This window comes from Bacillus sp. FSL K6-0255 (assembly GCF_045040725.1).
In the GTDB taxonomy this organism is placed as follows: Bacteria; Bacillota; Bacilli; order Bacillales; family Bacillaceae; genus Bacillus; species Bacillus subtilis.
This window is the reverse complement of record NZ_CP150278.1, coordinates 3,577,138-3,603,465: the sequence shown is the minus strand read 5'-3', so window position 1 is coordinate 3,603,465 and position 26,328 is coordinate 3,577,138. Positions and strand designations below refer to the sequence as shown.

The following is a 26,328-nucleotide window of genomic DNA, read 5'->3' as shown; positions in this document are numbered from 1 at the left end:
TCCAGGTGCTTTTTTCTATAAATGAGGGATCACAAGGCCCCCATATAAAAACGCCGCGATAATCAAAAATGCCGGATGCATTTTGAATTTTGTCATGGCAAGGAGCGAAATTCCCGCAATCACGATCGATTGGATCCAGCCGATCGCTTTGATGCCGTCTGCGCCGATTTGCCAGGTAAGAATGAGCATCATGACCGCGATGACAGGCTGGACGGACAGCGTCATGCCTTTGATGACAGGTGATTGGCGGAAGCGCTGGATGATGCGCAGCAGGACGATCAATGCGAGCGCCGACGGTACGACGGTTGCGATCAGGGCAATCAGGAAGCCGGGCCACCCGCCTGCGCTGTAGCCGACATACGCAGCGATTTTCGTGGCGATCGGGCCCGGCAATGCGTTCGCAAGTGCGAGCATATTTGAGAATTGATCGTTTGAGAGCCAGCTGTATCTGTTTACGACTTCTTCAAACATTAGCGGGATAGACGCAGGTCCGCCGCCATATCCCAGTAGGTTTGCGATAAAAAACGCCATAAATAAATAGATCGATATCATGAGGCTGACATTCCTTTATCTTTTGAATGTTTATTTGTGATTTTGTCTTTCAGTTTAAAATGAAACGCCCCGTACGCTAAGAAAATGATAATGACAAGGCCGGGATTAATCTGTAAAGTTTGCAGGCCGATAAAAGCGATGATAAAAAACAGGATGCCGGTGACCCAGCCGAAACCTTTAAGCGCTTTTTGGCCAAACTCGTACGCCATGATTCCGAGCATGACCGCAATTACCGGCGTGACGGCACCAATCATACCTGCAACAATTGCTGAATGGCTTAACACATTTACAGCCGCAAACAAGCCCACCATCGCAAGACATGTAGGCAGAATGTGGGCGAGGGTCGCCACAACTGCACCTATTGTGCCTTTTAGCTTAAAGCCCAGATAAGCAGCCATTTTGGTGGCAATCGGTCCGGGAAGCGCATTAGCGATTGCTAATATTTCTCCGAATTCATCATCGTCAATCCATTTATATTTATTGACCGCTTCATGGCGGATCAGCGGAATCACGGAAGGTCCGCCGCCGAACCCTAATATGCCGGTGCGAACCATTGCGGCCGTCATATCCCGATAAGGATGGTTTTTCATTCGTTTCTCTCCTTTACAGCTTCATTCCCATACGGCTTTTGTATCGTTTGATCAGCATCTGGCAATCAACACTGACGACGCCTCGCAATGGATACAGCCGTTTTGTTAAGAATTCTTCCATTTCTTGATCGTTGGCAAAGATCCCATGCATATGCAGCTTGCTCGGGCCTGTCATGTGATAAAGGCTGGTGACCGCAGGCTCTTCCTCAAGCTTAAGAGCGACCTCTTCTAAAAATTGCGGTTCTACCTCGACATTGAAAAACACGGAAACATGAATGCCGATTTTAGCGGGATTGATGACAGCGGTGAATTTTTCAATAACACCGGCTTCAATTAATTGGTTGATACGGGCCTGGACGGCGACCCGTGACAAATCGACTCTTTTGCCAAGATCCGTATAAGAAATTCTGCCTTCTTCATGCAAAATCGTGAGAATTTGTTTATCAGTCTCATCAAGTACAAGGTTGGGGATTTGATATTCATGACTCAATTGCTCCACCTGCTTTCGTAGCCTTTTAGCAATCATTTTATCATAAAAGTTACGTATCGAAATAATGATTTTTTATTTGTTTTCGAAATGAATGCAAAAATATCTTGTTATTTGCGAAAAGTAGAAAGTTCGTCAGTTTTTCTGCCGGATCAGTAGATGTGAAAAATCAGGCTCCCTATACTGAAGAAAATTTCTTAAAAAAGGGGACTTGTGATGAACAAATCTGTCATCGGTACAAAGCAAATGATCGTCAGTCCGCATTACCTCGCTTCTCAAGCCGGAAACCGCATACTGGATAAGGGAGGCAACGCGTTTGACGCCGCTGTTGCGGTGAGTGCTTGTCTTGCGGTTGTGTACCCGCATATGACCGGACTTGGCGGGGATTCCTTTTGGCTAACCTTTCACCAGGAAACAAAGGCAGTAAAAGTCTACAATGGCAGCGGCCGTTCAGGAAAAAACGTAACGAGAGATGTATATAAGGGAAAAAGCGCGATTCCGCTGCGGGGAATTGACAGTGCCATTACCGTGCCGGGAATGGTTGATAGCTGGGATGCGGTCCTGAAGGAGTACGGGCGTCTGTCTCTTGCAGATGTATTGGAGCCCGCACGCGATTATGCCCAAAATGGGTTTCCTGTATCAGCTGATCAGTGTCGTCACACAGAAAAGAATATTGAACTGCTGGCTTCCACGCCTTACACGGCTGACATCTTCACGAGAAGGGGCAAAGCACCTGTCCCGGGAGAGCGGTTTGTGCAAAAAGAGCTTGCAGACAGTCTGAACTTGATTGCTGAAAAAGGAAGAAGCGCATTTTATGAAGGAGATCTCGCTCAGCGAATTGTCTCACATTTACAGAATAACGGCAGTTACATGACAATCGATGATTTTAAAGCGCATCGGGGTGAGTGGGCAGAGCCTGTATCAAGTAATTATCGAGGGTACAGTGTGTATCAGGCGCCGCCGAATTCTCAGGGATTTACCGGTTTATTAACACTGAACATTTTGGAAAACTATGATTTCACCCAAATCGAGCACGGTTCATTTGAATATTATCATGTGCTTGTGGAAGCGCTGAAAAAGAGTTTTGTAGATCGGAATGCCTTTTTGACTGACCCTGCGTTTGCTGACATTCCGCTTGAAAGGCTTTTGGATAAAAATTATGCGAAACGATTGGCGGGAGAAATCGGCTATCTGGCAGAACCGGCAGAAAGCAGGCCGGTGGGAAGTGATACGGCATATGCGGCCGTAATTGATGCGGATGGCAACGCAGTGTCATTCATTCAAAGCCTGTACTTTGAATTTGGCTCGGCAGTCACTGCCGGTGATACAGGCATATTACTGCAAAACCGCGGATCATTTTTCTCACTGGATGAAAATCATGTCAACACGCTTGAACCGAGAAAGCGCACCTTCCATACGTTGATGCCGGCTATGGTCTGTAAAGGCGGAAAGCCAAAAATTCTGTACGGCACACAAGGCGGCGAAGGCCAGCCGCAGACTCAGACGGCCATCATTACCCGAATGCTGGACTACGAAATGCATCCACAACAGGCAATCAGCGAACCGCGCTGGGTATGGGGCAGAACGTGGGGAGAGGAATACGAAGGTCTCAGAGTCGAGGGCAGATTCACAGACAAAACAATCCAAAAACTGAAAGACAGCGGGCATCTCGTGGAGGTTGTCGGTGACTATGATCCGCTGATGGGACAAGCGGCTGCAATCAAAGTTGATGAAGAAGGCTTTCTCCAAGGCGGAGCCGATCCTCGGGGAGACGGAGCGGCTGTGGGGATTTAAATAACTATAGGGTACAAATATAAATCAAAAGCATAAACATAAGGGAGACCTCTACAATGTGGTACATATACTGTTTATCTTCAGGTCTATAATGCCACTCCATAAAAATACGTATTGAGTCAATCACAATAAAAAATAAAAGAAGCAAATATTCAACTGGAAAAAAGGAGAGTGAAAACACAAACAAAATAAGTAAAGTGATTTCGATCCATTTGTGTGTATTGCTGACATGCTTATATCGCCAGCCGGATTTATCAATACCGTATTTTTTCTTTATAAAAAATTGAGAGGCGAGACTGATGGTAATAGCGATCAGCATTAAAATCCAAAAGTTTGTCATTCCAATTCCTCCTAATCTATCTTTATACGAAGAAAAAGGAAAAACGTTTCATAAAAGAACACCCCGAGCTTACTCTGGGTGTTCTTTTTTTGATATTTTTTCATTTATTTACAGGCGATATTTTGTAATCATAAGGTCTTTTTGACTAGTTTCTTCTATTTAAATAGTCCTTCTCTTCAGCTGGGACGAATCAGTGTGAATTCTTCCCCCAGCTTGGCATAGTGATTTCCCGCCAATCGTGAGGCAGGCTTTAATTCATCCGTTAAAATATATCCCTTTTCTGCATCATACACCTTTTCATCTAGGTGGAAGCAGACAACTCTTCCGATGAGCAGATCTGCTGTAGTGATGCCTTGATCATTGTCAAAGGTAATATGCCGCTCTAATTTGCACTCAAAGCGAACGCGGGCTTCCTTAATGCCGGGAACTGAAACAGCTTTGCTTTCAACAGGATGAAGCGAGGTGCGTGTAAGCTCGCTTTCATCCGGCCTTAAGCTTGCAGCTGTTTCATTGATATCTTCAATGATGGCTTCATCACTGACATGAACGACAAATTCTCCGTTCTCCACTGCGTTTCGCGCTGTATCTTTTTGGCGTCCTTCCGTCCTGTTAACAGAAATACTGAGAAGCGGAGGATCTGAGCTGACGACGTTATAAAAACTGAAAGGCGCGGCATTGACCGCTCCTCCTGAAGAAAGTGTTGTCACAAATGCAATGGGGCGGGGAATAACGGTACCTGACAATAGCTTGTATGTGTCTTTGGCACTAAGCTGATCAGCTTGAAATATGTACATAGCAACAACCGCCTTTATCGTTAGGATACCTTGATTATAACGAAATGGTTTAAAGGAAACCAAATGATGCGGGTTGCATATGTTATGTCATGACATATATCTAATACAGGGCAAATAAAAAAATAGGCTTCCGTACCTCCGCCGGCAGCCTATTGAAACAATGAAAACTTAGATTATTTGTATTTCTTTTTGACTACCCAGCAATTGCCGTCTTTCCAGTATTCTTTTTTGCTGTCATAATCATCGTGTCTTTTGTAGTCGTCGCAGTGGTGGTACGGTTTTTTGTAGTATTTCTTATGGGAACGATAAGATTTTTTGTGAGTGCGGCATGACTTTTTATAGCTGCGAGATTTTTTCTTGTGAGAACAGTATGACTTTTTGTAGCTGCGAGATTTTTTGTAAGAACGGCAAGATTTTTTATAGCTGCGAGATTTTTTGTAAGAACGGCAAGATTTTTTATAGCTGCGAGATTTTTTGTGAGAACGGTACGATTTTTTGTGGCTGCGTGATTTCTTGTGAGAGCAGTATGATTTTTTGTGGCTGCGAGATTTTTTGTGAGAACAGAATGATTTTTTGTGACTGCGAGATTTTTTGTGAGAGCAGTATGATTTTTTATGGCTGCGAGATTTTTTGTGAGTGCGGTGCGACTTTTTATGACTGCGTTTTTTTCCATGAGGCTCTTGGTATAAATAATCCTTTAAACCTTCTTTTTTTGCGGATTTCACCGCTTCTTTGATGTCAGAATGGGAATAGTGGCCCAATTTGAAATCCTCCTTTTAAAAATGATGTTAAGGATGAAGATCCTTACTACCCTCATAGTACGCGCGGTTTTAAAAAGTGTATAAGTGTTCCGCTGAGATCTTATAAAAATAAAAGCCTAAAATTTGTAAGGAGGATTATGGATGAAGAATCAATCCAATTTACCGCTTTATCAGCTGTTTGTTCATCCAAAAGATTTACGTGAATTAAAAAAGGATATATGGGACGATGATCCGGTGCCAGCTGTGATGAAGGTAAATCAAAAAAGGCTGGATATCGATATCGCTTATCGGGGATCACATATCAGAGACTTCAAAAAGAAGTCATACCATATTGCCTTTTATCAGCCGAAAACATTCCGCGGCGCGCGAGAGATTCACTTAAATGCGGAGTATAAAGACCCGTCCTTGATGAGAAACAAATTGTCTCTGGATTTTTTCTCGGAGCTAGGGACACTGTCTCCAAAGGCAGAGTTTGTGTTTGTAAAGGTGAATGGGAAGAATGAAGGGGTTTATCTTGAACTTGAATCCGTAGATGAATATTATTTGGCGAAAAGGAAGCTGGCTGATGGCGCGATTTTTTACGCGGTGGATGATGATGCTAACTTTTCTCTGATGAGCGATTTGGAAAAGGAAACGAAGACGTCGCTGGAGCTTGGATATGAAAAGAAGACAGGGACTGTGGAAGATGATTTTTATTTACAGGATATGATTTTTAAAATTAATACTGTCCCTAAAGCTCAGTTTAAGTCAGAAGTGACAAAACACGTGGATGTCGATAAGTATTTGCGCTGGCTTGCCGGTATTGTATTCACCTCGAACTATGACGGGTTTGTCCACAACTACGCATTATACAGAAGCGGGGAAACCGGATTATTTGAGGTGATTCCTTGGGATTATGATGCGACCTGGGGCAGGGATATCCATGGAGAGCGGATGGCTGCCGATTATGTAAGAATTCAAGGATTTAATACACTAACCGCCCGGATATTGGATGAATCCGAGTTTCGCAAGTCCTACAAGCGCCTGTTAGAAAAAACGCTCCAATCTCTTTTTACGATAGAATATATGGAACCGAAAATCATGGCGATGTATGAGCGGATTAGGCCTTTTATCTTGATGGACCCATACAAAAAGAATGATGTTGAGCGTTTTGACCGGGAGCCGGATGTGATTTGTGAATATATTAAAAACCGTTCACAATACCTCAAAAATAATTTAAGTATTTTATGAATGTGTGAAAATAGGTATTCTGCTGAAAAAGCGACAATTAGGCTATTGAATTAGTTCAACAAATAAACGTGACACGTATATATGCAATATGTTTATCATCTATGTATAAGTGACTAGGAGGAACTTGAATGAGCAAGAGGAGAATGAAGTATCATTCAAATGATGAAATATCTTATTATAACTTTTTGCATTCAATGAAAGATAAAATTGTTACTGTATATCGTGGAGGTCCGGAATCTAAAAAAGGAAAATTAACAGCTGTAAAATCAGATTATATAGCTTTACAAGCTGAAAAAAAAATAATTTATTATCAGTTGGAGCATGTGAAAAGTATTACTGAGGATACCAATAATAGCACCACAACAATTGAGACTGAGGAAATGCTCGATGCTGATGATTTTCATAGCTTAATCGGACATTTAATAAACCAATCAGTTCAATTTAACCAAGGGGGTCCGGAATCTAAAAAAGGAAGATTGGTCTGGCTGGGAGATGATTACGCTGCGTTAAACACAAATGAGGATGGGGTAGTGTATTTTAATATCCATCACATCAAAAGTATAAGTAAACACGAGCCTGATTTGAAAATAGAAGAGCAGACGCCAGTTGGAGTTTTGGAAGCTGATGATTTAAGCGAGGTTTTTAAGAGTCTGACTCATAAATGGGTTTCAATTAATCGTGGAGGTCCGGAAGCCATTGAGGGTATCCTTGTAGATAATGCCGACGGCCATTATACTATAGTGAAAAATCAAGAGGTGCTTCGCATCTATCCTTTTCACATAAAAAGCATCAGCTTAGGTCCAAAAGGGTCGTACAAAAAAGAGGATCAAAAAAATGAACAAAACCAGGAAGACAATAATGATAAGGACAGCAATTCGTTCATTTCTTCAAAATCATATAGCTCATCAAAATCATCTAAACGATCACTAAAATCTTCAGATGATCAATCATCCAAATCTGGTCGTTCGTCACGTTCAAAAAGTTCTTCAAAATCATCTAAACGATCACTAAAATCTTCGGATTATCAATCATCCAAATCTGGCCGTTCGTCACGTTCAAAAAGTTCTTCAAAATCATCTAAACGATCATTAAAATCTTCAGATTATCAATCATCAAAATCATCTAAACGATCACCAAGATCTTCAGATTATCAATCATCAAGATCACCAGGCTATTCAAGTTCAATAAAAAGTTCAGGAAAACAAAAGGAAGATTATAGCTATGAAACGATTGTCAGAACGATAGACTATCACTGGAAACGTAAATTTTAATAGATAATGGAGGAGCATCAGATAAAGTGATGCCCTTTTTCAGTTAAAGGAGGAGAATCGTGAAAGGTTTGAATCAATTCCTTAACACAGATGTTGAGGTTGTCATTTCAGGAGATACAAGGTTTGTCGGCACCCTCATAGATATCGGACAGGATATTTTTGTTATTTTTGATGGCTGCAATTATCTTTATATTCCCTTGTTGCATCTTCATCAAATAAACAAGGCGAAAATAGTGACCAGTACTGAGAAGCCATTTTTGATCAATCCGGAAGATCCAATGATAGAGGCAGAAACTCAAGCTTTTTCATATAGAAATACATTAAACAAGGTCAAAGGCCAGTTTATTGAAGTTTATGTAACTGGGGGTCGATCGATCCATGGATATGTTACAAATGTTTTAAACGATTATATTGTATTTTTCTCACCCGTATTTAAAATACTTTTTATATCTATGCATCATTTAAAATGGTTTACCCCTTATTCAACTGAACAAACACCGTATACTCTTGACAACTCACAATTGCCGGTCGTGCCTTCCAAAGTTCCTCTTGTGCGTAATTTTGAGGAGCAGATCAAAAAAAATATTGGTGAATTGGTCATATTTGATATGGGAGAGGTGCCAGAAAAAGTCGGACTATTAAAGGGTGTCTCTAATAATATCATTGAGCTTATTAACGCAAGTGGAGAGCCAGTCATTTGGAAGTTAAATCATCTAAAGACAATGCATCTTCCCTAGTGTATACAAAACTGCCCTCTTGAAAAGCAGAAGGCAGTTTTTCGTTTCATACTGTGCTAAAGAAATAACCAACTGATCCAAAAATATAAACATGTTAACGTAAAAAGAACAGTCAGCGGAATGATGATAATGGTCGTTTTTATATATTCGCCCCATGAAATACTTTCATCATGCTGTTTTAATATATGCATCCAAATAAGCGTTGCTAAGGTTCCCATAGGTAATAATAATGAACCGATATCACTGCCGATAATATTTGCCAAGTAGATGATTTTTGTTGTTGAAGGATTCAGGGTCATTTCAGTTAAGGTAAAAGTACTGATCATTAACGCTGGATGGTTGTTAAAGAGATTAGAAAAAACTGAAGTAGAGATACCTGATGCGAAAGTTGCATGGGCGAGGCTTCCAGAAACCACAGGTTCAAAATAACTCACAAGTAACTCTGTGAATCCAATATTATGCAGACCATAAATTAAGACATACATAGTAAAAGCGAATATAAAAATGTGCCAAGGCGATTTATATAACAAGTCTCTTGGGGAGGTTTTGAAATAAATCCATCTCCAGCTCAACAGGATAAAAGATCCGATGACAGCGACTAGAGGAACAGAAATACCGGTATATGATGCTGCAAATAGACTCATTCTGACGAGAAAAACAAATGCAAGCACAAACAACATGATTTTTGTTTGATTTCGTTCTGGTAAAGGAGCTGATGGCGAATGAAGAGGATGGTACCTTCTATGCCGCAGAGACTGAAAATGGCCCGGTATATCTGGCAGGCTTTTGGGAAGACGTTTATAAAAGAACATAAACAGTAGACAAGTCATAAAAATGAGTCCCATCATACTAGGGACAAACATCATGGCGGTGTGAAGATATAGATCCATTCCAATGATTTTGAGAGAAATTAAATTAACAATATTACTTACGCCAATCGGTGCGCTAGAGGCTGTGGCTATTAAAACACCGCTTAATAAATATGGGGCTTTTTGATGTTTTTTTAAACCTAAATATTTTAGTACAAGCAAAAGGATTGGAGTTGTGATCAAAATGCTCCCATCATTATTCAGGAAAATGGTCATGAGAAAGCAGAGCAAATTGGTTAGCCAAAAAAGCTTGATGCCTGAACCCTTGGATTGTTGGAGCAGTTTTGCAGCCACCCAATAAAAGAAACCAAAGCTTTCTAGTGCAATGGCCATAATCATAGTGGCAAGGATTGTAACCGATGCACCCGTGACTTTTGTTCCGATTTCCCCTAAGTCTGCCAATGACACACTTCCGCACAATAAAACCATTAAAGCGCCAAATGTGGCGGGGATAGCTTCATTTAGTCCTTTTGGTCTCCAGAAAATAAAAATCATTGTTACGAAAAAAGCGAGCAATGTGAATATGCCGGTGAACTCAATAATTTACTTCACCTCTCTATCTTTCATTTTTAAAATCAAACTAATGTCCTGCGCTTACTGATGTCCTTGCCAACTATTTGTACTGTATGTATACGTATACTGATATAAAGTTGTACTAAGCGATTATATTAAATTAATAAAAATTCCATAAGAATCCCAAAAGAAAAAAGAGATTGCAAGTATTGTTCATGTACCTGCATCACTCTCTTTAGTTCTTGTCTGCTGACAATTTGAAATATGAATAAAATGCTTTATAAGCGGATTATGATTGTCTTTGCGGTAAGCGATAACCCATTCTGCATTAAGCTGTATTTGGTCCATTTTTCGATAAGTAACATCCAAATTAAATAATTTTTTGGCTGAGGAAGGAACAAATGTCATACCAATTCCGGCACTGACTAAACCAATCACCATTTGATATTCTGTGGCTTCCTGGACAATGTTGGGTCTGAAGCCCGCTTGTTCACAGAACTGAATAAAATCCATGTATAGAGTAGGCCATGCTTCTTTAGCAACAGTAATAATTGGTTCATCTCTTAAATCCTCAATCGTAATTGATTCCTTAGAAGTCAATGGGTGTTGCTTAGGCAAAGCTAAAACACAAGGGCTGCTTTGGGCGGTTTCGATATGTAAAGCTGTATGCTGTAAGGGAGGATGAAGTATACCAATATCAATGTTGCCCTTTAGTAGCTCCTCCTGCTGCCTAGACGAGGATATTTCACGCAGTTCTATTTTCACAGATGGGAATTTTTTACGATATTCCCGGACAATCGGCGGCAGAAATTCATATGTAGCTGATCCGACAAAACCGATTACGAGAAGGCCTTGCTCGCCGCGGGCCGTCCGCTGTGCCAGTTCAATTCCTTGTCCGATTTGCATCAATGCCATGCGGCAATGATTTAAAAAGATTTCTCCTGCTGCGGTAAGCTCGACAAATCGTTTTGTCCTTTTCAGAAGCGTAACTCCGACTTCTTCCTCCAGCTGTTTGATCTGCTGGCTGAGAGGAGGCTGCGTCATGTTCAGCCGCCGGGCAGCCTTTCCGAAATGAAGCTCTTCGGCTACTGCGATAAAGTATTGAAGATGGCGAAGCTCCATTCAATATGCATTCCTTTCCATAGGTTAATAATTCGTATTACATATTAATCATAAGGCGAATCGATATTGGAGGTCAATTTCCAAAGAGTGTATAGTGAAACTTATCACAAGATATTTAAAATTTTACGTTTAAAATGCATAATAAGGAGTGAGGGTGTTGACAAAAGCAACAAAAGAACAAAAATCCCTTGTGAAAAACAGAGGGGCGGAGCTTGTTGTTGATTGCTTAGTGGAGCAAGGTGTCACACATGTATTTGGCATTCCAGGTGCAAAAATTGATGCGGTATTTGACGCTTTACAAGATAAAGGACCTGAAATTATCGTTGCCCGGCACGAACAAAACGCAGCATTCATGGCCCAAGCAGTCGGCCGTTTAACTGGAAAACCGGGAGTCGTGTTAGTCACATCAGGACCGGGTGCCTCTAACTTGGCAACTGGTCTGCTGACAGCGAACACTGAAGGAGACCCTGTCGTTGCGCTTGCTGGAAACGTGATCCGTGCAGATCGTTTAAAACGGACACATCAATCTTTGGATAATGCGGCGCTATTCCAGCCGATTACAAAATACAGTGTAGAAGTTCAAGATGTAAAAAATATACCGGAAGCTGTTACAAATGCATTTAGGATAGCGTCAGCAGGGCAGGCTGGGGCCGCTTTTGTGAGCTTTCCGCAAGATGTTGTGAATGAAGTCACAAATACGAAAAACGTGCGTGCTGTTGCAGCGCCAAAACTCGGTCCTGCAGCAGATGATGCAATCAGTGCGGCCATAGCAAAAATCCAAACAGCAAAACTTCCTGTCGTTTTGGTCGGCATGAAAGGCGGAAGACCGGAAGCAATTAAAGCGGTTCGCAAGCTTTTGAAAAAGGTTCAGCTTCCATTTGTTGAAACATATCAAGCTGCCGGTACCCTTTCTAGAGATTTAGAGGATCAGTATTTTGGCCGTATCGGTTTGTTCCGCAACCAGCCTGGCGATTTACTGCTAGAGCAGGCAGATGTTGTTCTGACGATCGGCTATGACCCGATTGAATATGATCCGAAATTCTGGAATGTCAATGGAGACCGGACAATTATCCATTTAGACGAGATTATCGCTGACATTGATCATGCTTACCAGCCTGATCTTGAATTGATCGGTGACATTCCGTCCACGATCAATCATATCGAACACGATGCTGTGAAAGTAGAATTTGCAGAGCGTGAGCAGAAAATCCTTTCTGATTTAAAACAATATATGCATGAAGGTGAGCAGGTGCCTGCAGATTGGAAATCAGACAGAGCGCACCCTCTTGAAATCGTTAAAGAGTTGCGTAATGCAGTCGATGATCATGTTACAGTAACTTGCGATATCGGTTCGCACGCCATTTGGATGTCACGTTATTTCCGCAGCTACGAGCCGTTAACATTAATGATCAGTAACGGTATGCAAACACTCGGCGTTGCGCTTCCTTGGGCAATCGGCGCTTCATTGGTGAAACCGGGAGAAAAAGTGGTTTCTGTCTCTGGTGACGGCGGTTTCTTATTCTCAGCAATGGAATTAGAGACAGCAGTTCGACTAAAAGCACCAATTGTACACATTGTATGGAACGACAGCACATATGACATGGTTGCATTCCAGCAATTGAAAAAATATAACCGTACATCTGCGGTCGATTTCGGAAATATCGATATCGTGAAATATGCGGAAAGCTTCGGAGCAACTGGCTTGCGCGTAGAATCACCAGACCAGCTGGCAGATGTTCTGCGTCAAGGCATGAACGCTGAAGGTCCTGTCATCATCGATGTCCCGGTTGACTACAGTGATAACATTAATTTAGCAAGTGACAAGCTTCCGAAAGAATTCGGGGAACTCATGAAAACGAAAGCTCTCTAGCACTCTGCGCATCACGACACTGTTTTATGAACAGCACTAAATAAAAGGAGTGAAGGGAAATATGAAACGAGAAAGCAACATTCAAGTGCTCAGCCGTGGTCAAAAAGATCAGCCTGTGAGCCAGATTTATCAAGTATCAACAATGACTTCTCTATTAGACGGAGTATATGACGGAGATTTTGAACTGTCAGAGATTCCGAAATATGGAGACTTCGGTATCGGAACCTTTAACAAGCTTGACGGAGAGCTGATTGGGTTTGACGGCGAATTTTACCGTCTTCGCTCAGACGGAACCGCGACACCGGTCCAAAATGGAGACCGTTCACCGTTCTGTTCATTTACGTTCTTTACACCGGACATGACGCACAAAATTGATGCGAAAATGACACGCGAAGACTTTGAAAAAGAGATCAACAGCATGCTGCCAAGCAGAAACTTATTTTATGCAATTCGCATTGACGGATTGTTTAAAAAGGTGCAGACAAGAACAGTAGAACTTCAAGAAAAACCTTACGTGCCAATGGTTGAAGCGGTCAAAACACAGCCGATTTTCAACTTCGACAACGTGAGAGGAACGATTGTAGGTTTCTTGACACCAGCTTATGCAAACGGAATCGCCGTTTCTGGCTATCACCTGCACTTCATTGACGAAGGACGCAATTCAGGCGGACACGTTTTTGACTATGTGCTTGAGGATTGCACGGTTACGATTTCTCAAAAAATGAACATGAATCTCAGACTTCCGAACACAGCGGATTTCTTTAATGCGAATCTGGATAACCCTGATTTTGCGAAAGATATCGAAACAACTGAAGGAAGCCCTGAATAAAAGAAAAAAAGAAAGCCCCTTTTAGCAGGGCTTTCTTTTTATTTGGCTCTTTTCCTGATTTTAGATAAAATAACATCAAAACAGTAAAGGTGTGGTCTGATGAAAATATTGGTTTTGACAGTGCATCCTCATATGGAGACCTCAGTTGTTAATAAGGCGTGGGCTGAGGAATTGAGTAAACATGACAATATCACAGTACGGGATCTTTATAAGGAATACCCGGATGAAGCGATAGATGTTGCGAAGGAACAGCAGCTGTGCGAGGAATACGATCGGATTGTCTTTCAATTCCCGCTATATTGGTACAGCTCTCCGCCGCTCTTGAAAAAATGGCAGGATCTTGTGCTGACTTATGGCTGGGCTTTTGGTTCAGAAGGAAATGCCTTGCATGGCAAGGAGCTGATGCTGGCTGTATCAACAGGGAGCGAAGCGGAAAAATATCAAGCGGGCGGAGCAAATCATTACTCGATCAGTGAGCTATTGAAACCATTTCAGGCCACGAGTAATCTGATCGGCATGAAGTATCTGCCTCCATATGTGTTCTATGGCGTGAATTATGCAGCTGCAGAGGATATTTCTCACAGTGCAAAACGGTTAGCCGAATACATCCAGCAGCCTTTTGTTTAAAATACAGCCCTGTCCAACATACGGCAGGGCTGTATTTGTTTAAAAATCCGGCAGCTCAGACAGGTTATTTTCCTTGATGCCGTCCGGTTCACTTCGCAAAATGTCACGCCCGTATTTATGGAAGACATCAACATGAGCGAGTTTTCCTGATTTTGCTTCTGACAGCGCAGTAGGGTAGTCGAGCTCTCTTCCTGTATTGGTTTTCACTGCGATAATATTGTCTTCCTCATTTCTTCTAACCGCAATAATTTCTTCTTTTCCAGATGGAACATTTTCTTGATCGGCAGTTGTTTGCCGGGCTTTATACGATTCATATGCTGCTTCAAATTGATCCATATTTACACCTCCGCTTTTTAGCGTGAACAAAAATGTCGATGATCATGTAAGGTTTCGACACAGCATACGACAATATTTCCTGAGAAATATCTTGGGAATGTGACAAATCAATTCATAATAAAAGGGATTCCGCATTTATGCGGAATCCCTCTCAGTTATTTTGTCATGTGTAAATCCTTTGTTTTCATATAACCTGTCGCACCGCCGTAATCAACGAATACCCAATCAAAATCAAAACCGCCTTTATTCGTTTTACTCCAGCCTAAAAAAGAAACGCTTGTGTCTGCTGGAAGAGTCTTAATGCTCTTTCCGTCAGCGGATGTATACACTTTTGTTTTTGTTTTGGTTTTTACCGTTGTCGCTGCTTTAACAATGTAATGAGTGGATACAAATCCTGTTTTTCCATTTTTATACTTAACCTTTGCCCAGTCAGCATTTGAGAAGGAAATCAGCTTTAGGCTATCTCCTAAGTGCAGCGTATCGGCTTTCTGGCTTGATGCGGAAGGCTTCGTTCTGACATTTAGAGCCTCTGCTGATACCAAATAAGAATCAATCGGATAACTGTATAAATCATCAATGCTTACAGTTGTTTCTGGCTGTTGAGCATGGATCGTTCCAGCGCCCCCTGCAGCAGCCGCAGTCATTCCAGCCGCAAGTGCTAAAGTTGAAAATAGTTTTGTTGGTTTGTTCATGCCGTTCCTCTCCTCACGTAAGAGAAATAATTCATTCTATAACTCTATTCACGTTATCGCAGGTTCCTAAACATCAGACAATTATTTTTGTGTTTCTAGTTTGAGAGGCGCGGATATTGTTTTTTGCACTTTTTTTCCGTGCAAAATATCATCTGCTGCTTCTGTAGCCAGTTTACCGATTAACTCAGGCTGCTGAGCGACGGTTGCTGACAGCTTTCCGTCTTTAATGGAAGCGAGCGCGTCTTTATTGCCGTCAAAACCGATCACCAATATGTCTTTCCCCGAGCTGTTAATTGCCTCGAGAGCACCGAGCGCCATTTCATCGTTGTGAGCAAAAACAGCTTGGATATCAGGATGTCCCTGCAACAGGTTTTCCATGACAGTCAGGCCTTTCGTGCGGTCAAAGTCAGCTGATTGTTTTGTGACAACTTGGAGCTTTTGGTCTGCGATGTTATGGAATCCTGAGCCGCGTTCCCGTGTGGCAGATGCGCCGGGGACGCCTTCAAGCTCTGCCACCTTTGCTCCTTTTCCAAGTTTGTCGGCAATAAACGCCGCGGCCATTTCACCGCCTTTTACATTATCGGAAGCAACGAGGGTTTCAACTTTTCCTTGTTCGGCAGATCGATCGATTGTTACGACGGGCACACCGACTGCGTTTGCAGATTCTACTGCCGTTGAGATCGCCGAAGAATCAGTCGGGTTGATTAATAATGCATCAACACCTTGCTGAATTAAATCTTCCACGTCACTCGTCTGTTTCGATGAATCATTTTGTGCATCAACAATGATGACTTTCATTCCCCGTTTTTTAGCTTCTTTTTCGATACCCTTTTTTAATGAGACAAAAAAAGGATTATTAAGCGTTGAGACGGACAAGCCAATGGTGAATTCCTTTTTGTTCCCCGAGTTTGACGGCTTTGCCCATTGGGGAGGCTCAAGCGAACAGGCGGTTAACAAAAATAATGATAACGTTAAAATGACGGATACAGCCTTTTTCATGTGAAAACCCTCCTAAGCTGACTTCTTGCGGTCTAATAATACCGCAATTAAGATAACAATCCCTTTGACAACCAGCTGATAAAATGATGAAACGCCAAGCAGATTAAGCCCGTTATTAAGTGTGCCGATGATCAGGACCCCGATCAAAGTGCCGACAATGCGTCCGCGGCCGCCAGAAAGACTTGTCCCTCCTAAGACGACTGCCGCGATAGCATCAAGTTCGTACGATTCTCCCGCAGTCGGCTGGGCCGAATACAGGCGGGAAGTCAATATGGCACCTCCAAGAGCGGATAAAAGCCCGGCTAAAGAATAGATCATCACTTTCACGCGCGTCACTTTGATGCCTGAAATGAGCGCGGCTTTTTCGTTGCCGCCGATAGCGTACGTTCGGCGTCCGAATGGTGTTTTATGAAGAAGCACCCAAAGGATGACAAAGGCAAGAACCATCGTAATTGCCGGTACAGGAATGCCTAAAAAGTAACCGCGTCCGAACATCTGAAAAGCGTAGTTTGTGCCAAGTCCGGTAATCGGATTTCCATCTGTATACACTAGCGTCAGTCCGCGAAACACAGTCATGGTCGCAAGCGTGGCGATAAAGGGCGCCATTTTTCCTTTAGTAATCAATAATCCGTTGATCATGCCTAGTACGGCACCAATGATACAGCCAAGGATGATCGCGAGAACCGGATCGACACCGGACACAATCATCCCCGCAACTAAAGCACTGGACAGGGCAAGAATAGCGCCAACAGAAAGATCAATGCCGCCTGTCAAAATGACAAAGGTCATCCCGAACGCGATTAATCCGTTAATGGCGACCTGGCGAAGCAGGTTTAAAATATTCAGCGGTTCAAGAAAGCTGGGATTTAAAATAGATACAATGATAACGAGAATAAATAAACCAAGAAACGGGCCGAGTTTTTGCATGACTCCGTCGAAGTGAATCCGTTTTTGTTCTGTTTGCAGTTGTTCCGTTTTCATATTACCGCCCTCCCGTGGCAAGTGTCATAATTCGTTCTTGTGTTGCTTCTCGCGCATGGATTTCTCCGCTGATTCTGCCTTCATGGACAACGATAATCCGATCGCTCATTCCCAGAATTTCAGGCAGCTCTGATGACACCATGATGATAGCGACGCCGCGTTCGGTCAGCTCATTCATCAGCGTATAAATCTCTCGTTTGGCGCCAACATCCACACCTCTGGTTGGCTCATCCAAGATAAGCACTTTCGGTCCGATGCCGATCCACTTGGCTATCACCACTTTTTGCTGGTTTCCTCCTGATAAATGGCGTGCGTGCGTTTCCGGTGATGCTGTTTTGATAGTGAGGCGTTTGATTAACAGATCGACAAATTCAGCCTCCCGCTTATGATCAATGAGACCCTTTGGTGAGAAGCTGGACAGATTGGGCAGGGCAATATTTTCGCGGATCGAGGTGTCGAGCAGGAGCCCTTCATCCTTGCGATTCTCTGTAATAAAGCCGAGACCTTTTTTCACGGCTTCCTGCGGGTTCTTAATAGCCGTTTTTTTCCCAGCGATCCATATCTCACCCGTGTCCAGCCTGTCAACGCCGAACAGCGCTCTCATCATTTCTGTCCGGCCGGCTCCCATCAATCCTGAAACACCGACGATTTCACCGGAACGAACATAAAAGCTGACGTCCTCAAAACTCCCTTTTACGGAAGCATTTTTCACCTCGAATACTTTGTCACCGAGAGAAGGAGTGCGTTTTGGATATCGTTCAGTCAGCTCCCGTCCGACCATTTTTTTGACGACTTCATCAAAATCAGTTTCTGAGATGTTTGTTGTATCTACCGTTTTTCCGTCACGCATGATGGTAATTCTGTCGCAAATCGCAAAAATTTCTTCCATGCGATGCGAAATATAGACAATGGAGACGCCGTTCTTTTTTAACGCTGTAATGACCTCAAAGAGCTTGCTGATTTCACGTTCAGTCAACGCTGCGGTCGGTTCATCCATAATGATTACCTCGGCATTTGTCATAAGCGCTTTTGCGATTTCGATCATTTGCTGCTGTCCGACGGAACATTCGCCGGCTTCTTGATCAAGAGAAAGAGAGACGGAGAGTTTGTCAAATTGCTCTTTTGCTAGCGCTTTCATTTTTCTTGTTTGTAAAACGCCCAGCTTGGAGGATATCTCCTTACCGATAAATAGATTCTCAAGAACGGTCATTTCCGGCCAGATATTCAATTCCTGATGGATAAAGGCTATTCCATGCTGTTCCGCTTCTTTTGGATTGGAAAAATACGTTTCGTTTCCGTTTATGCTGATTTGACCTTTATCTGCTTTGTGCAGGCCTGTCAAAATGTTCATAAGCGTGGACTTGCCGGCGCCGTTTTCTCCCATTAATGCGTGAACCTCGCCAGGCATGAGCTGAAAGGAAACACCTGACAGCACCTGGTTTTTTCCGAATGCTTTATGAATGTCTTTCATTTCAATCTGCATGTTTCATCCTCCTTTCTAGAAAAGCACACCCGCCTGCAGAATGCAGTTGGCATATGGTGTGAATTCTCCTGTTCTTATGACTGCCTTTGCTTCTTTTGTCAGCAGCTTAAACTCCTCGTGAGAAAGGTATTCAATCTCTTGTTCAGAGAAAAGATTTTTTAGAAATTTCGCATTCTCCTGATTGGATGCTTTTATTTCAGCTGCAGCAATGACTTTTTCGATGACCATCTCGTCAGCGAGCACTGCCGCTGTATCTTGGAAAGCCGGAAGGCCCGGCTTCAGTGAAAGATCAATTTTCAAAACGCCGTCAGGAACCGGCAGTCCGGCATCCGCGATGACAATTTTATCAGTGTGGCCAAGGTCGGCTAAAATCTTGGCAAGATGGCTGTTCAGTATACCGTGTTTTTTCATGACAGCAGCTCCTCTACTTTATTTCTTGTCGGCATTCCGCCTTGGGCACCGAAGGAGCAGACAGAAAGGGAAGCGGCACGATTGGCAAACCGCAATGCGGCTTCAATGTCTTTTCCCTCAGCCAGGGCCACGGCAAATGCTGCGTTAAACGTATCACCGGCTCCGGTTGTATCAACGGGTTCTACAGGGAAGGACGGGATGAGCACCTCTTTGCTGCCAGCCGAATAGCGGACGCCTTGTTTTCCTTCCGTAATAAAGAGCTTTGCCGGATAAAGCGCCAGAGCTTCGGAAATGGTAAGATCAGGGAATAAAATCGAAGCCTCGTGTTCATTCGGCGTCAGATAGGTAGCGTGATCAATTGTTTCCTGCTTGAGCGGGCGGGCCGGTGCTGGGTTTAGTATGATCGGGATATCGTGAGAATGGCAGTATTTGCACACCTCATCAACCGTTTCTTCTGGGATTTCCTGCTGAATCAGCACCATATCGACCTTTTCAATCTGTTCGAGCGCGTTTAACGCATACGCTGGGGTGATGTCATCGTTCGCGCCTTTGACAACGACAATGCTGTTGTCGCCTTCAGCAAGCACAATATGAGCGGTTCCGCTTTCCGTATGTGTAACCGGTTCCATATAATCAGTGCGAACGCCGTTAGCTTTGAGATTATTCAAAATAGCTGTTCCATAATGATCGTCTCCAACTTTGCCGACCATAAACACTTGCGCCCCAAGTCTGGCTGCGGCAACGGCCTGATTTGCTCCTTTGCCGCCCGGCACAGTCTGAAATGACGTGCCAAGAACCGTTTCACCGGCTTTTGGGCGTTTGTCCGAGGTGACCACTAAATCCATAGAACAGCTACCAATCACACAAATATTACGCATCTTAATCTTCCTTTCTTGTCGTCTTTCTTCCTATATAGGTGACAGGCATTTGAATTGCCGTTTCTGCCAGCGGCTGTTTTTTGATGATACCCAAAAGCAGTTTGGCAGCTTCTTTCCCCATATCATATGCGGGCTGTTTAATTGTAGAAAGTGGCGGGAACAGAAGTCCGCTTTGCGGAATGTCATCATAGCCGATAATTTGAATGTCCTCCGGCACATTTTTTCCGCGCCGCAATGCTTCATGTAAAACGGCAGCGGCTTGAATATCATTACTCGCGATCACACCATCTGTCGCTGGATAAGCGGCAAACAGCTCCTTCGCCATTGATTGTGCATCTTTAATTGAAAATGAAGCCGTCTCAATGACCTGAAAATCAACTTCAGCCTGCTTTAAGATTTCCAAAGCGCCGTTAAAGCGGTCTTGAGCGGTCGGCAGGTGAGCGGGTCCTCTCAAGAGCGTAATGCGCTGGCTTTTTCCGTGAATGATAGCCTGGGCGGCTAACTTTCCTCCTGTATAGCCGTCACTGGACACAGAAGGAGCCCCTTCCAGTGTTCTGTCCAGAAAAACAACTGGATAATTCATGCCGCTGTATTCCTCGAGATCCGGGTAATTTGTTGCGGCAATAATGCCTGCGACATGATTTTGCTTAAAGGTTTGAAGGTATTCAAGTTCTTTTTTCAATTCCTCGTCACTGTTGCCGAAAATAAGACGATAGCCTTCCCGGTTCAATTCATCCTCCGCACCGCGGGCAAGCTGGGGGAAGAAAGGGTTTGTGATATCCGGGAGCAAAAGTCCGATCAGTCGGGATTCTCTTTTATATAGAGATCTGGCGACTTCATTCGGGTAATAGTTCAGCTTCGCCATCGCCGCTATGACACGCGTTCGCGTTTCTTCGTGTACATAGCCATTATCATTCAGGACGCGAGAAACCGTCGCAACTGAAACGCCCGCCGCTCCGGCGACATCTTTAATTGTAGCCAAAACAGCTCCTCCTTGTTTATGTAACCGTTTACATATATAGATTATCATGAACAATCCGAAGTTAGCAATAAAAATATCAAAAGAAATCTACTTGTAAATTGTATATATAATTGAAAAATTTAAGGTTTTCACTCTTTTTTTGACAAAGTCTTCACAAATATGGATGAAGATTTCTTGAACAAATATTAAGTTTTATTAAAATTGTTTCAAAGTCATGCGTTTAGACCTGTAAATGGTGAGAAACAGAAAAGACTATCATCCCAGAAAATGTTTAATTATGTTAGAGAATTCGGACTCGTATGTTTAGCGTTTTCATCTCGAACCTCCTTAGTCATTTTGGAATGGGCCTAATATTGCTTATTCCATGCAGAAAGGATGACATTATGACCTTGTCCTTAAGAAACAGGATAAAATTATTTTGTGTTCATAAGAACCGGAAACACGCATGATAGCAGGAAATGCTTGATAACAAAGGCTGAAAAAAAGATTGATTTGAAATGCATATTAAATACAAACAGCAGGGTGTGACTATACGTCCAGAAGGATATCAGGAGAAAAATGAAAGCGCATTCTCTTTGATTTTTTTAAAAAGTGATAAGGTATAAGTCCTGCTGTTTTCCAAAAATAGAAAACAGTTTGTAGGTATAAAATCTCTTTCAAAAGAGAAGTTTGGCTTAGTCGATTAGGGAAGATTATGTTACATAATGCCGATTGAGAATTCATAGTGATTCTATATACTGATGAATGAATTTACAACAATATAGAAGGAGATGTCGAAAAGCAATGTGGTTACTCATTATAGCCTGTGCTGTCATACTGGTCATCGGAATATTAGAAAAACGACGACATCAGAAAAACATTGATGCCCTCCCTGTTCGGGTGAATATTAACGGCATCCGCGGAAAATCGACTGTGACAAGGCTGACAACCGGAATATTAATAGAAGCCGGTTACAAGACTGTTGGAAAAACAACAGGAACAGATGCAAGAATGATTTACTGGGACACACCGGAGGAAAAGCCGATTAAACGGAAACCTCAGGGGCCGAATATCGGAGAGCAAAAAGAAGTCATGAGAGAAACAGTAGAAAGAGGGGCTAACGCGATTGTCAGTGAATGCATGGCTGTTAACCCAGATTATCAAATCATCTTTCAGGAAGAACTTCTGCAGGCCAATATCGGCGTCATTGTGAATGTTTTAGAAGACCATATGGATGTCATGGGGCCGACGCTTGATGAAATTGCAGAAGCGTTTACCGCTACAATTCCTTATAATGGCCATCTTGTCATTACAGATAGTGAATATACCGAGTTCTTTAAACAAAAAGCAAAAGAACGAAACACAAAAGTCATCATTGCTGATAACTCAAAAATTACAGATGAGTATTTACGTAAATTTGAATACATGGTATTCCCTGATAACGCTTCTCTGGCGCTGGGTGTAGCTCAAGCACTCGGCATTGATGAAGAAACAGCATTTAAGGGAATGCTGAATGCGCCGCCAGATCCGGGAGCAATGAGAATTCTTCCGCTGATCAGTCCGAGCGAGCCTGGGCACTTTGTTAATGGGTTTGCCGCAAACGACGCTTCTTCTACTTTGAATATATGGAAACGTGTAAAAGAAATCGGTTACCCGACCGATGATCCGATCATCATCATGAACTGCCGCGCAGACCGTGTCGATCGGACACAGCAATTCGCAAATGACGTATTGCCTTATATTGAAGCAAGTGAACTGATCTTAATCGGTGAAACAACAGAACCGATCGTAAAAGCCTACGAAGAAGGCAAAATTCCTGCAGACAAACTGCATGATCTAGAGTATAAGTCAACAGATGAAATTATGGAATTGTTAAAGAAAAGAATGCACAACCGTGTCATATATGGCGTCGGCAATATTCATGGTGCCGCAGAGCCTTTAATTGAAAAAATCCACGAATACAAGGTTAAGCAGCTCGTAAGCTAGGGGGAAATGCAAACATGTTCGGATCAGATTTATACATCGCACTAATTTTAGGTGTACTACTCAGTTTAATTTTTGCGGAAAAAACAGGGATCGTGCCAGCAGGACTTGTTGTACCGGGATATTTAGGACTTGTGTTTAATCAGCCGGTCTTTATTTTACTTGTTTTGCTAGTGAGCTTGCTCACTTATGTTATTGTGAAATACGGTTTATCCAAATTTATGATTTTGTACGGACGCAGAAAATTCGCTGCCATGCTGATAACAGGGATCGTCCTAAAAATCGCGTTTGATTTTCTATACCCGATTGTACCATTTGAAATCGCAGAATTTCGAGGAATCGGCATCATCGTGCCAGGTTTAATTGCCAATACCATTCAGAAACAAGGTTTAACCATTACGTTCGGAAGCACGCTGCTATTGAGCGGAGCGACCTTTGCTATCATGTTTGTTTACTACTTAATTTAATGTAAGGTGTGTCAAACGATGAAAAAAGAACTGAGCTTTCATGAAAAGCTGCTAAAGCTGACAAAACAGCAAAAAAAGAAAACCAATAAGCACGTATTTATTGCCATTCCGATCGTTTTTGTCCTTATGTTCGCTTTCATGTGGGCGGGAAAAGCGGAAACGCCGAAGGTCAAAACGTATTCTGACGACGTACTCTCAGCCTCATTTGTAGGCGATATTATGATGGGACGCTATGTTGAAAAAGTAACGGAGCAAAAAGGGGCAGACAGTATTTTTCAATATGTTGAACCGATCTTTAGAGCCTCGGATTATGTAGCAGGAAACTTTGAAAACCCGGTAACCTATCAAAAGAATTATAAACAAGCAGATAAAGAGATTCATCTGCAGACGAATAAGGAATCAGTGAAAGTCTTGAAGGACATGAATTTCACGGTTCTCAACAGCGCAAACAACCACGCAATGGATTACGGCGTTCAGGGCATGAAAGATACGCTTGGAGAATTTGCGAAGCAAAACCTTGATATCGTTGGAGCGGGATACAGCTTAAGTGATGCGAAAAAGAAAATTTCGTACCAGAAAGTCAACGGGGTAACGATTGCGACGCTTGGCTTTACCGATGTGTCCGGGAAAGGTTTCGCGGCTAAAAAGAATACGCCGGGCGTGCTGCCCGCAGATCCTGAAATCTTCATCCCTATGATTTCAGAAGCGAAAAAACATGCGGACATCGTTGTTGTGCAGTCACACTGGGGCCAAGAGTATGACAATGATCCAAACGACCGCCAGCGCCAGCTTGCAAGAGCCATGTCTGATGCGGGAGCTGACATCATCGTCGGCCATCACCCGCACGTCTTAGAACCGATTGAAGTATATAACGGAACCGTCATTTTCTACAGCCTCGGCAACTTTGTCTTTGACCAAGGCTGGACGAGAACAAGAGACAGTGCACTGGTTCAGTATCACCTGAAGAAAAATGGAACAGGACGCTTTGAAGTGACACCGATCGATATCCATGAAGCGACACCTGCGCCTGTGAAAAAAGACAGCCTTAAACAGAAAACCATTATTCGCGAACTGACGAAAGACTCTAATTTCGCTTGGAAAGTAGAAGACGGAAAACTGACGTTTGATATTGATCATAGTGACAAACTAAAATCTAAATAATCGGAGTGATAAAGATGAAATTTGTCAAAGCCATCTGGCCGTTTGTTGCCGTAGCCATCGTGTTCATGTTTATGTCAGCTTTTAAATTCAATGATCAGCTGACAGATCAGGAAAAACAGAAGATTGATATGGAAATGAATAAAATCCAGCAGCAGGAAGAACCGGTAAACGCCAATAAATAATTCAAAAAAGAGAGTGTCTGATGAGACACTCTCTTTTTATTTGCCCAGCATATTCATTCTGTAAAAATATTAAAAAGTCTCTTAACATATTCAAAAAAATACCGATGTTAAAACTGCAAAAAGAGGAGGAGATAATAAAAGTGAACACACTGGCAAACTGGAAGAAGTTTTTGCTTGTGGCGGTTATCATTTGTTTTTTGGTTCCAATTATGACAAAAGCGGAGATTGCGGAAGCTGATACATCATCAGAATTGATTGTCAGCGAAGCAAAAATCCTGCTTGGATATCAGTATAAATATGGCGGGGAAACGCCGAAAGAGGGTTTCGATCCATCAGGATTGATACAATATGTGTTCAGTAAGGCTGATATTCATCTGCCGAGATCTGTAAACGACCAGTATAAAATCGGAACAGCTGTAAAGCCGGAAAACCTGAAGCCGGGTGATATTTTGTTTTTCAAGAAAGAGGGAAGCACCGGCACTGTTCCGACACATGACGCCCTTTATATCGGAGACGGCCAAATGGTTCACAGTACACAGTCAAAAGGGGTTATCATCACCAATTACAAAAAAAGCAGCTATTGGAGCGGAACTTATATCGGGGCGAGACGAATCGCTGCCGATCCGGCAACGGCTGATGTTCCTGTCGTTCAGGAGGCCGAAAAATATATCGGTGTCCCATATGTGTTTGGCGGAAGCACGCCGTCAGAGGGCTTTGATTGCTCGGGGCTTGTGCAATATGTGTTTCAACAGGCACTTGGCATTTATCTGCCGCGATCAGCCGAACAGCAGTGGGCAGTGGGCGAGAAGGTAGCCCCTCAGAACATAAAGCCTGGTGATGTCGTCTATTTCAGCAATACGTATAAAACGGGAATTTCACATGCAGGCATTTATGCGGGCGCAGGCAGGTTCATTCAGGCAAGCCGGTCAGAAAAAGTAACCATTTCCTATTTGTCAGAGGATTACTGGAAATCGAAGATGACGGGTATTCGCCGATTTGACAACCTGACAATCCCGAAAGAAAATCCGATTGTTTCCGAAGCGACGCTTTATGTCGGAGAAGTGCCTTACAAACAGGGCGGAGTAACACCTGAGACAGGATTTGATACAGCTGGATTTGTCCAATATGTCTACCAGAAAGCAGCCGGTATTTCCCTGCCTCGATACGCAACAAGCCAGTACAATGCCGGAACTAAGATTGAGAAGGCGGACCTGAAGCCGGGAGACATTGTGTTCTTTCAATCAACAAGCTTAAATCCCTCCATCTATATCGGAAACGGACAAGTTGTTCATGTCACATTATCAAACGGCGTGACCATCACCAATATGAACACGAGCACCTATTGGAAGGATAAATACGCAGGAAGTATACGGGTGCAATAAAAGAAAAAGACTCCAATCTCTGGAGT

The 26,328-nt window shown here is 42.9% G+C and carries 28 protein-coding genes; 12 read left to right on the top strand and 16 right to left on the bottom strand.

Features of this window, described 5'->3' with window-relative positions:
• Positions 1-15 precede the first annotated feature (15 nt).
• Genes chrA through chrS form a run of 3 tightly spaced genes read right to left on the bottom strand, consistent with a single transcriptional unit; the run spans position 16 to position 1,632 of the window.
• The gene (gene chrA, locus MHB62_RS18720) at positions 16-552 is read right to left on the bottom strand and encodes a chromate resistance efflux protein ChrA (RefSeq protein WP_014665634.1); all 537 of its coding nucleotides are present in this window, start codon (positions 550-552) and stop codon (positions 16-18) included.
• Positions 549-1,142, bottom strand: coding sequence for a chromate efflux transporter subunit ChrB (chrB, locus tag MHB62_RS18715; protein WP_014481123.1), 594 nt, complete (start codon positions 1,140-1,142; stop codon positions 549-551). The genes chrA and chrB overlap by 4 nt, the downstream gene beginning before the upstream one ends.
• 13 nt (positions 1,143-1,155) lie before the next feature.
• A complete protein-coding gene (gene chrS, locus MHB62_RS18710; RefSeq protein ID WP_014478181.1) occupies positions 1,156-1,632 on the bottom strand; it encodes a chromate efflux transcriptional regulator ChrS in 477 nt (158 codons plus the stop codon).
• 213 nt (positions 1,633-1,845) lie between these two features.
• Here chrS and ggt point away from each other — a divergent pair, with 213 nt between their 5' ends.
• The gene (ggt, locus tag MHB62_RS18705) at positions 1,846-3,423 is read left to right on the top strand and encodes a gamma-glutamyltransferase (protein ID WP_032722652.1); all 1,578 of its coding nucleotides are present in this window, start codon (positions 1,846-1,848) and stop codon (positions 3,421-3,423) included.
• Positions 3,424-3,427: 4 nt separating this feature from the next.
• On the opposite strand, the gene MHB62_RS18700 is transcribed toward ggt, so the two are convergent.
• The 3 genes from MHB62_RS18700 to cotG all read right to left on the bottom strand — a co-directional run bounded on the left by MHB62_RS18700 (position 3,428) and on the right by cotG (position 5,318).
• On the bottom strand, positions 3,428-3,763 hold the full coding sequence (locus MHB62_RS18700; RefSeq protein ID WP_014481121.1) for a DUF4181 domain-containing protein: 336 nt from the start codon (positions 3,761-3,763) through the stop codon (positions 3,428-3,430).
• A 176-nt stretch (positions 3,764-3,939) separates the two neighbouring features.
• Positions 3,940-4,557 carry a flavin reductase family protein gene (locus tag MHB62_RS18695; RefSeq protein ID WP_003227852.1) on the bottom strand — a complete coding sequence of 206 codons (618 nt, stop codon included), beginning with the start codon at positions 4,555-4,557 and terminating at the stop codon, positions 3,940-3,942.
• A 173-nt stretch (positions 4,558-4,730) separates the two neighbouring features.
• Entirely contained in the window at positions 4,731-5,318 is a 588-nt protein-coding gene (gene cotG, locus MHB62_RS18690) for a spore coat protein CotG (protein WP_080287634.1), read from the bottom strand.
• Positions 5,319-5,459: 141 nt separating this feature from the next.
• On the opposite strand from cotG, the gene cotH reads away from it, so the two are divergent.
• The 3 genes from cotH to MHB62_RS18675 all read left to right on the top strand — a co-directional run bounded on the left by cotH (position 5,460) and on the right by MHB62_RS18675 (position 8,556).
• Positions 5,460-6,548, top strand: coding sequence for a spore coat protein CotH (gene cotH / locus MHB62_RS18685; RefSeq protein WP_032722649.1), 1,089 nt, complete (start codon positions 5,460-5,462; stop codon positions 6,546-6,548).
• Between the two features lie 128 nt (positions 6,549-6,676).
• A complete protein-coding gene (gene cotB / locus MHB62_RS18680) occupies positions 6,677-7,819 on the top strand; it encodes a spore coat protein CotB (RefSeq protein WP_032722647.1) in 1,143 nt (380 codons plus the stop codon).
• A 59-nt stretch (positions 7,820-7,878) separates the two neighbouring features.
• Positions 7,879-8,556, top strand: a complete 678-nt coding sequence (locus MHB62_RS18675) for a DUF2642 domain-containing protein (protein WP_003242695.1) — start codon at positions 7,879-7,881, stop codon at positions 8,554-8,556.
• A 56-nt stretch (positions 8,557-8,612) separates the two neighbouring features.
• Here the strand turns inward: MHB62_RS18675 and MHB62_RS18670 are convergent, their stop codons facing one another.
• Both MHB62_RS18670 and alsR read right to left on the bottom strand, forming a co-directional pair.
• Positions 8,613-9,941 (bottom strand): arsenic transporter, encoded by a 1,329-nt coding sequence (locus MHB62_RS18670; RefSeq protein ID WP_010886626.1) that lies wholly within the window; start codon positions 9,939-9,941, stop codon positions 8,613-8,615.
• A 210-nt stretch (positions 9,942-10,151) separates the two neighbouring features.
• Positions 10,152-11,060 (bottom strand): acetoin biosynthesis transcriptional regulator AlsR, encoded by a 909-nt coding sequence (gene alsR / locus MHB62_RS18665; protein WP_003227859.1) that lies wholly within the window; start codon positions 11,058-11,060, stop codon positions 10,152-10,154.
• A 157-nt stretch (positions 11,061-11,217) separates the two neighbouring features.
• On the opposite strand from alsR, the gene alsS reads away from it, so the two are divergent.
• From alsS to MHB62_RS18650, 3 genes are all read left to right on the top strand, one after another.
• The gene (gene alsS / locus MHB62_RS18660) at positions 11,218-12,930 is read left to right on the top strand and encodes an acetolactate synthase AlsS (RefSeq protein WP_014478171.1); all 1,713 of its coding nucleotides are present in this window, start codon (positions 11,218-11,220) and stop codon (positions 12,928-12,930) included.
• 61 nt (positions 12,931-12,991) lie between these two features.
• Positions 12,992-13,759, top strand: a complete 768-nt coding sequence (gene budA, locus MHB62_RS18655) for an acetolactate decarboxylase (protein WP_003244457.1) — start codon at positions 12,992-12,994, stop codon at positions 13,757-13,759.
• Positions 13,760-13,858: 99 nt separating this feature from the next.
• Positions 13,859-14,386, top strand: coding sequence for an NAD(P)H-dependent oxidoreductase (locus MHB62_RS18650; RefSeq protein ID WP_032722645.1), 528 nt, complete (start codon positions 13,859-13,861; stop codon positions 14,384-14,386).
• A gap of 39 nt (positions 14,387-14,425) precedes the next feature.
• On the opposite strand, the gene MHB62_RS18645 is transcribed toward MHB62_RS18650, so the two are convergent.
• From MHB62_RS18645 to MHB62_RS18610, 8 genes are all read right to left on the bottom strand, one after another.
• A complete protein-coding gene (locus tag MHB62_RS18645) occupies positions 14,426-14,722 on the bottom strand; it encodes a DUF3892 domain-containing protein (RefSeq protein ID WP_003243460.1) in 297 nt (98 codons plus the stop codon).
• Between the two features lie 155 nt (positions 14,723-14,877).
• Complete coding sequence (locus MHB62_RS18640) at positions 14,878-15,414, bottom strand: SH3 domain-containing protein (protein ID WP_015251071.1); 537 nt, start codon at positions 15,412-15,414, stop codon at positions 14,878-14,880.
• Between the two features lie 81 nt (positions 15,415-15,495).
• Positions 15,496-16,413 (bottom strand): ribose ABC transporter substrate-binding protein RbsB, encoded by a 918-nt coding sequence (gene rbsB, locus MHB62_RS18635; RefSeq protein WP_024572245.1) that lies wholly within the window; start codon positions 16,411-16,413, stop codon positions 15,496-15,498.
• A gap of 12 nt (positions 16,414-16,425) precedes the next feature.
• Positions 16,426-17,394: a ribose ABC transporter permease RbsC gene (gene rbsC, locus MHB62_RS18630; protein WP_032722642.1), complete on the bottom strand. Its 969-nt coding sequence runs from the start codon at positions 17,392-17,394 to the stop codon at positions 16,426-16,428.
• A gap of 1 nt (position 17,395) precedes the next feature.
• Positions 17,396-18,877, bottom strand: coding sequence for a ribose ABC transporter ATP-binding protein RbsA (gene rbsA, locus MHB62_RS18625; RefSeq protein ID WP_014478164.1), 1,482 nt, complete (start codon positions 18,875-18,877; stop codon positions 17,396-17,398).
• 15 nt (positions 18,878-18,892) lie between these two features.
• Positions 18,893-19,288, bottom strand: a complete 396-nt coding sequence (rbsD, locus tag MHB62_RS18620; RefSeq protein ID WP_032722640.1) for a D-ribose pyranase — start codon at positions 19,286-19,288, stop codon at positions 18,893-18,895.
• Positions 19,285-20,166 (bottom strand): ribokinase, encoded by an 882-nt coding sequence (gene rbsK / locus MHB62_RS18615; protein WP_024572787.1) that lies wholly within the window; start codon positions 20,164-20,166, stop codon positions 19,285-19,287. Before rbsK ends, rbsD begins: the two co-directional genes overlap by 4 nt.
• 1 nt (position 20,167) lies before the next feature.
• Complete coding sequence (locus tag MHB62_RS18610; RefSeq protein WP_032722637.1) at positions 20,168-21,148, bottom strand: LacI family DNA-binding transcriptional regulator; 981 nt, start codon at positions 21,146-21,148, stop codon at positions 20,168-20,170.
• A gap of 783 nt (positions 21,149-21,931) precedes the next feature.
• Here MHB62_RS18610 and pgsB point away from each other — a divergent pair.
• The 5 genes from pgsB (at position 21,932) to pgdS (ending at position 26,302) form a co-directional block, all read left to right on the top strand.
• Complete coding sequence (gene pgsB, locus MHB62_RS18605; RefSeq protein ID WP_003227883.1) at positions 21,932-23,113, top strand: poly-gamma-glutamate synthase PgsB; 1,182 nt, start codon at positions 21,932-21,934, stop codon at positions 23,111-23,113.
• Between the two features lie 14 nt (positions 23,114-23,127).
• The gene (pgsC, locus tag MHB62_RS18600) at positions 23,128-23,577 is read left to right on the top strand and encodes a poly-gamma-glutamate biosynthesis protein PgsC (RefSeq protein ID WP_003227889.1); all 450 of its coding nucleotides are present in this window, start codon (positions 23,128-23,130) and stop codon (positions 23,575-23,577) included.
• Between the two features lie 18 nt (positions 23,578-23,595).
• Positions 23,596-24,738 carry a capsular polyglutamate synthetase PgsA gene (pgsA, locus tag MHB62_RS18595; protein ID WP_003243306.1) on the top strand — a complete coding sequence of 381 codons (1,143 nt, stop codon included), beginning with the start codon at positions 23,596-23,598 and terminating at the stop codon, positions 24,736-24,738.
• A 14-nt stretch (positions 24,739-24,752) separates the two neighbouring features.
• A complete protein-coding gene (gene edmS / locus MHB62_RS18590) occupies positions 24,753-24,920 on the top strand; it encodes an extrachromosomal elements maintenance protein EdmS (protein ID WP_003227896.1) in 168 nt (55 codons plus the stop codon).
• Positions 24,921-25,060: 140 nt separating this feature from the next.
• Positions 25,061-26,302: a gamma-DL-glutamyl hydrolase gene (pgdS, locus tag MHB62_RS18585; protein WP_032722842.1), complete on the top strand. Its 1,242-nt coding sequence runs from the start codon at positions 25,061-25,063 to the stop codon at positions 26,300-26,302.
• Positions 26,303-26,328: the final 26 nt, after the last annotated feature.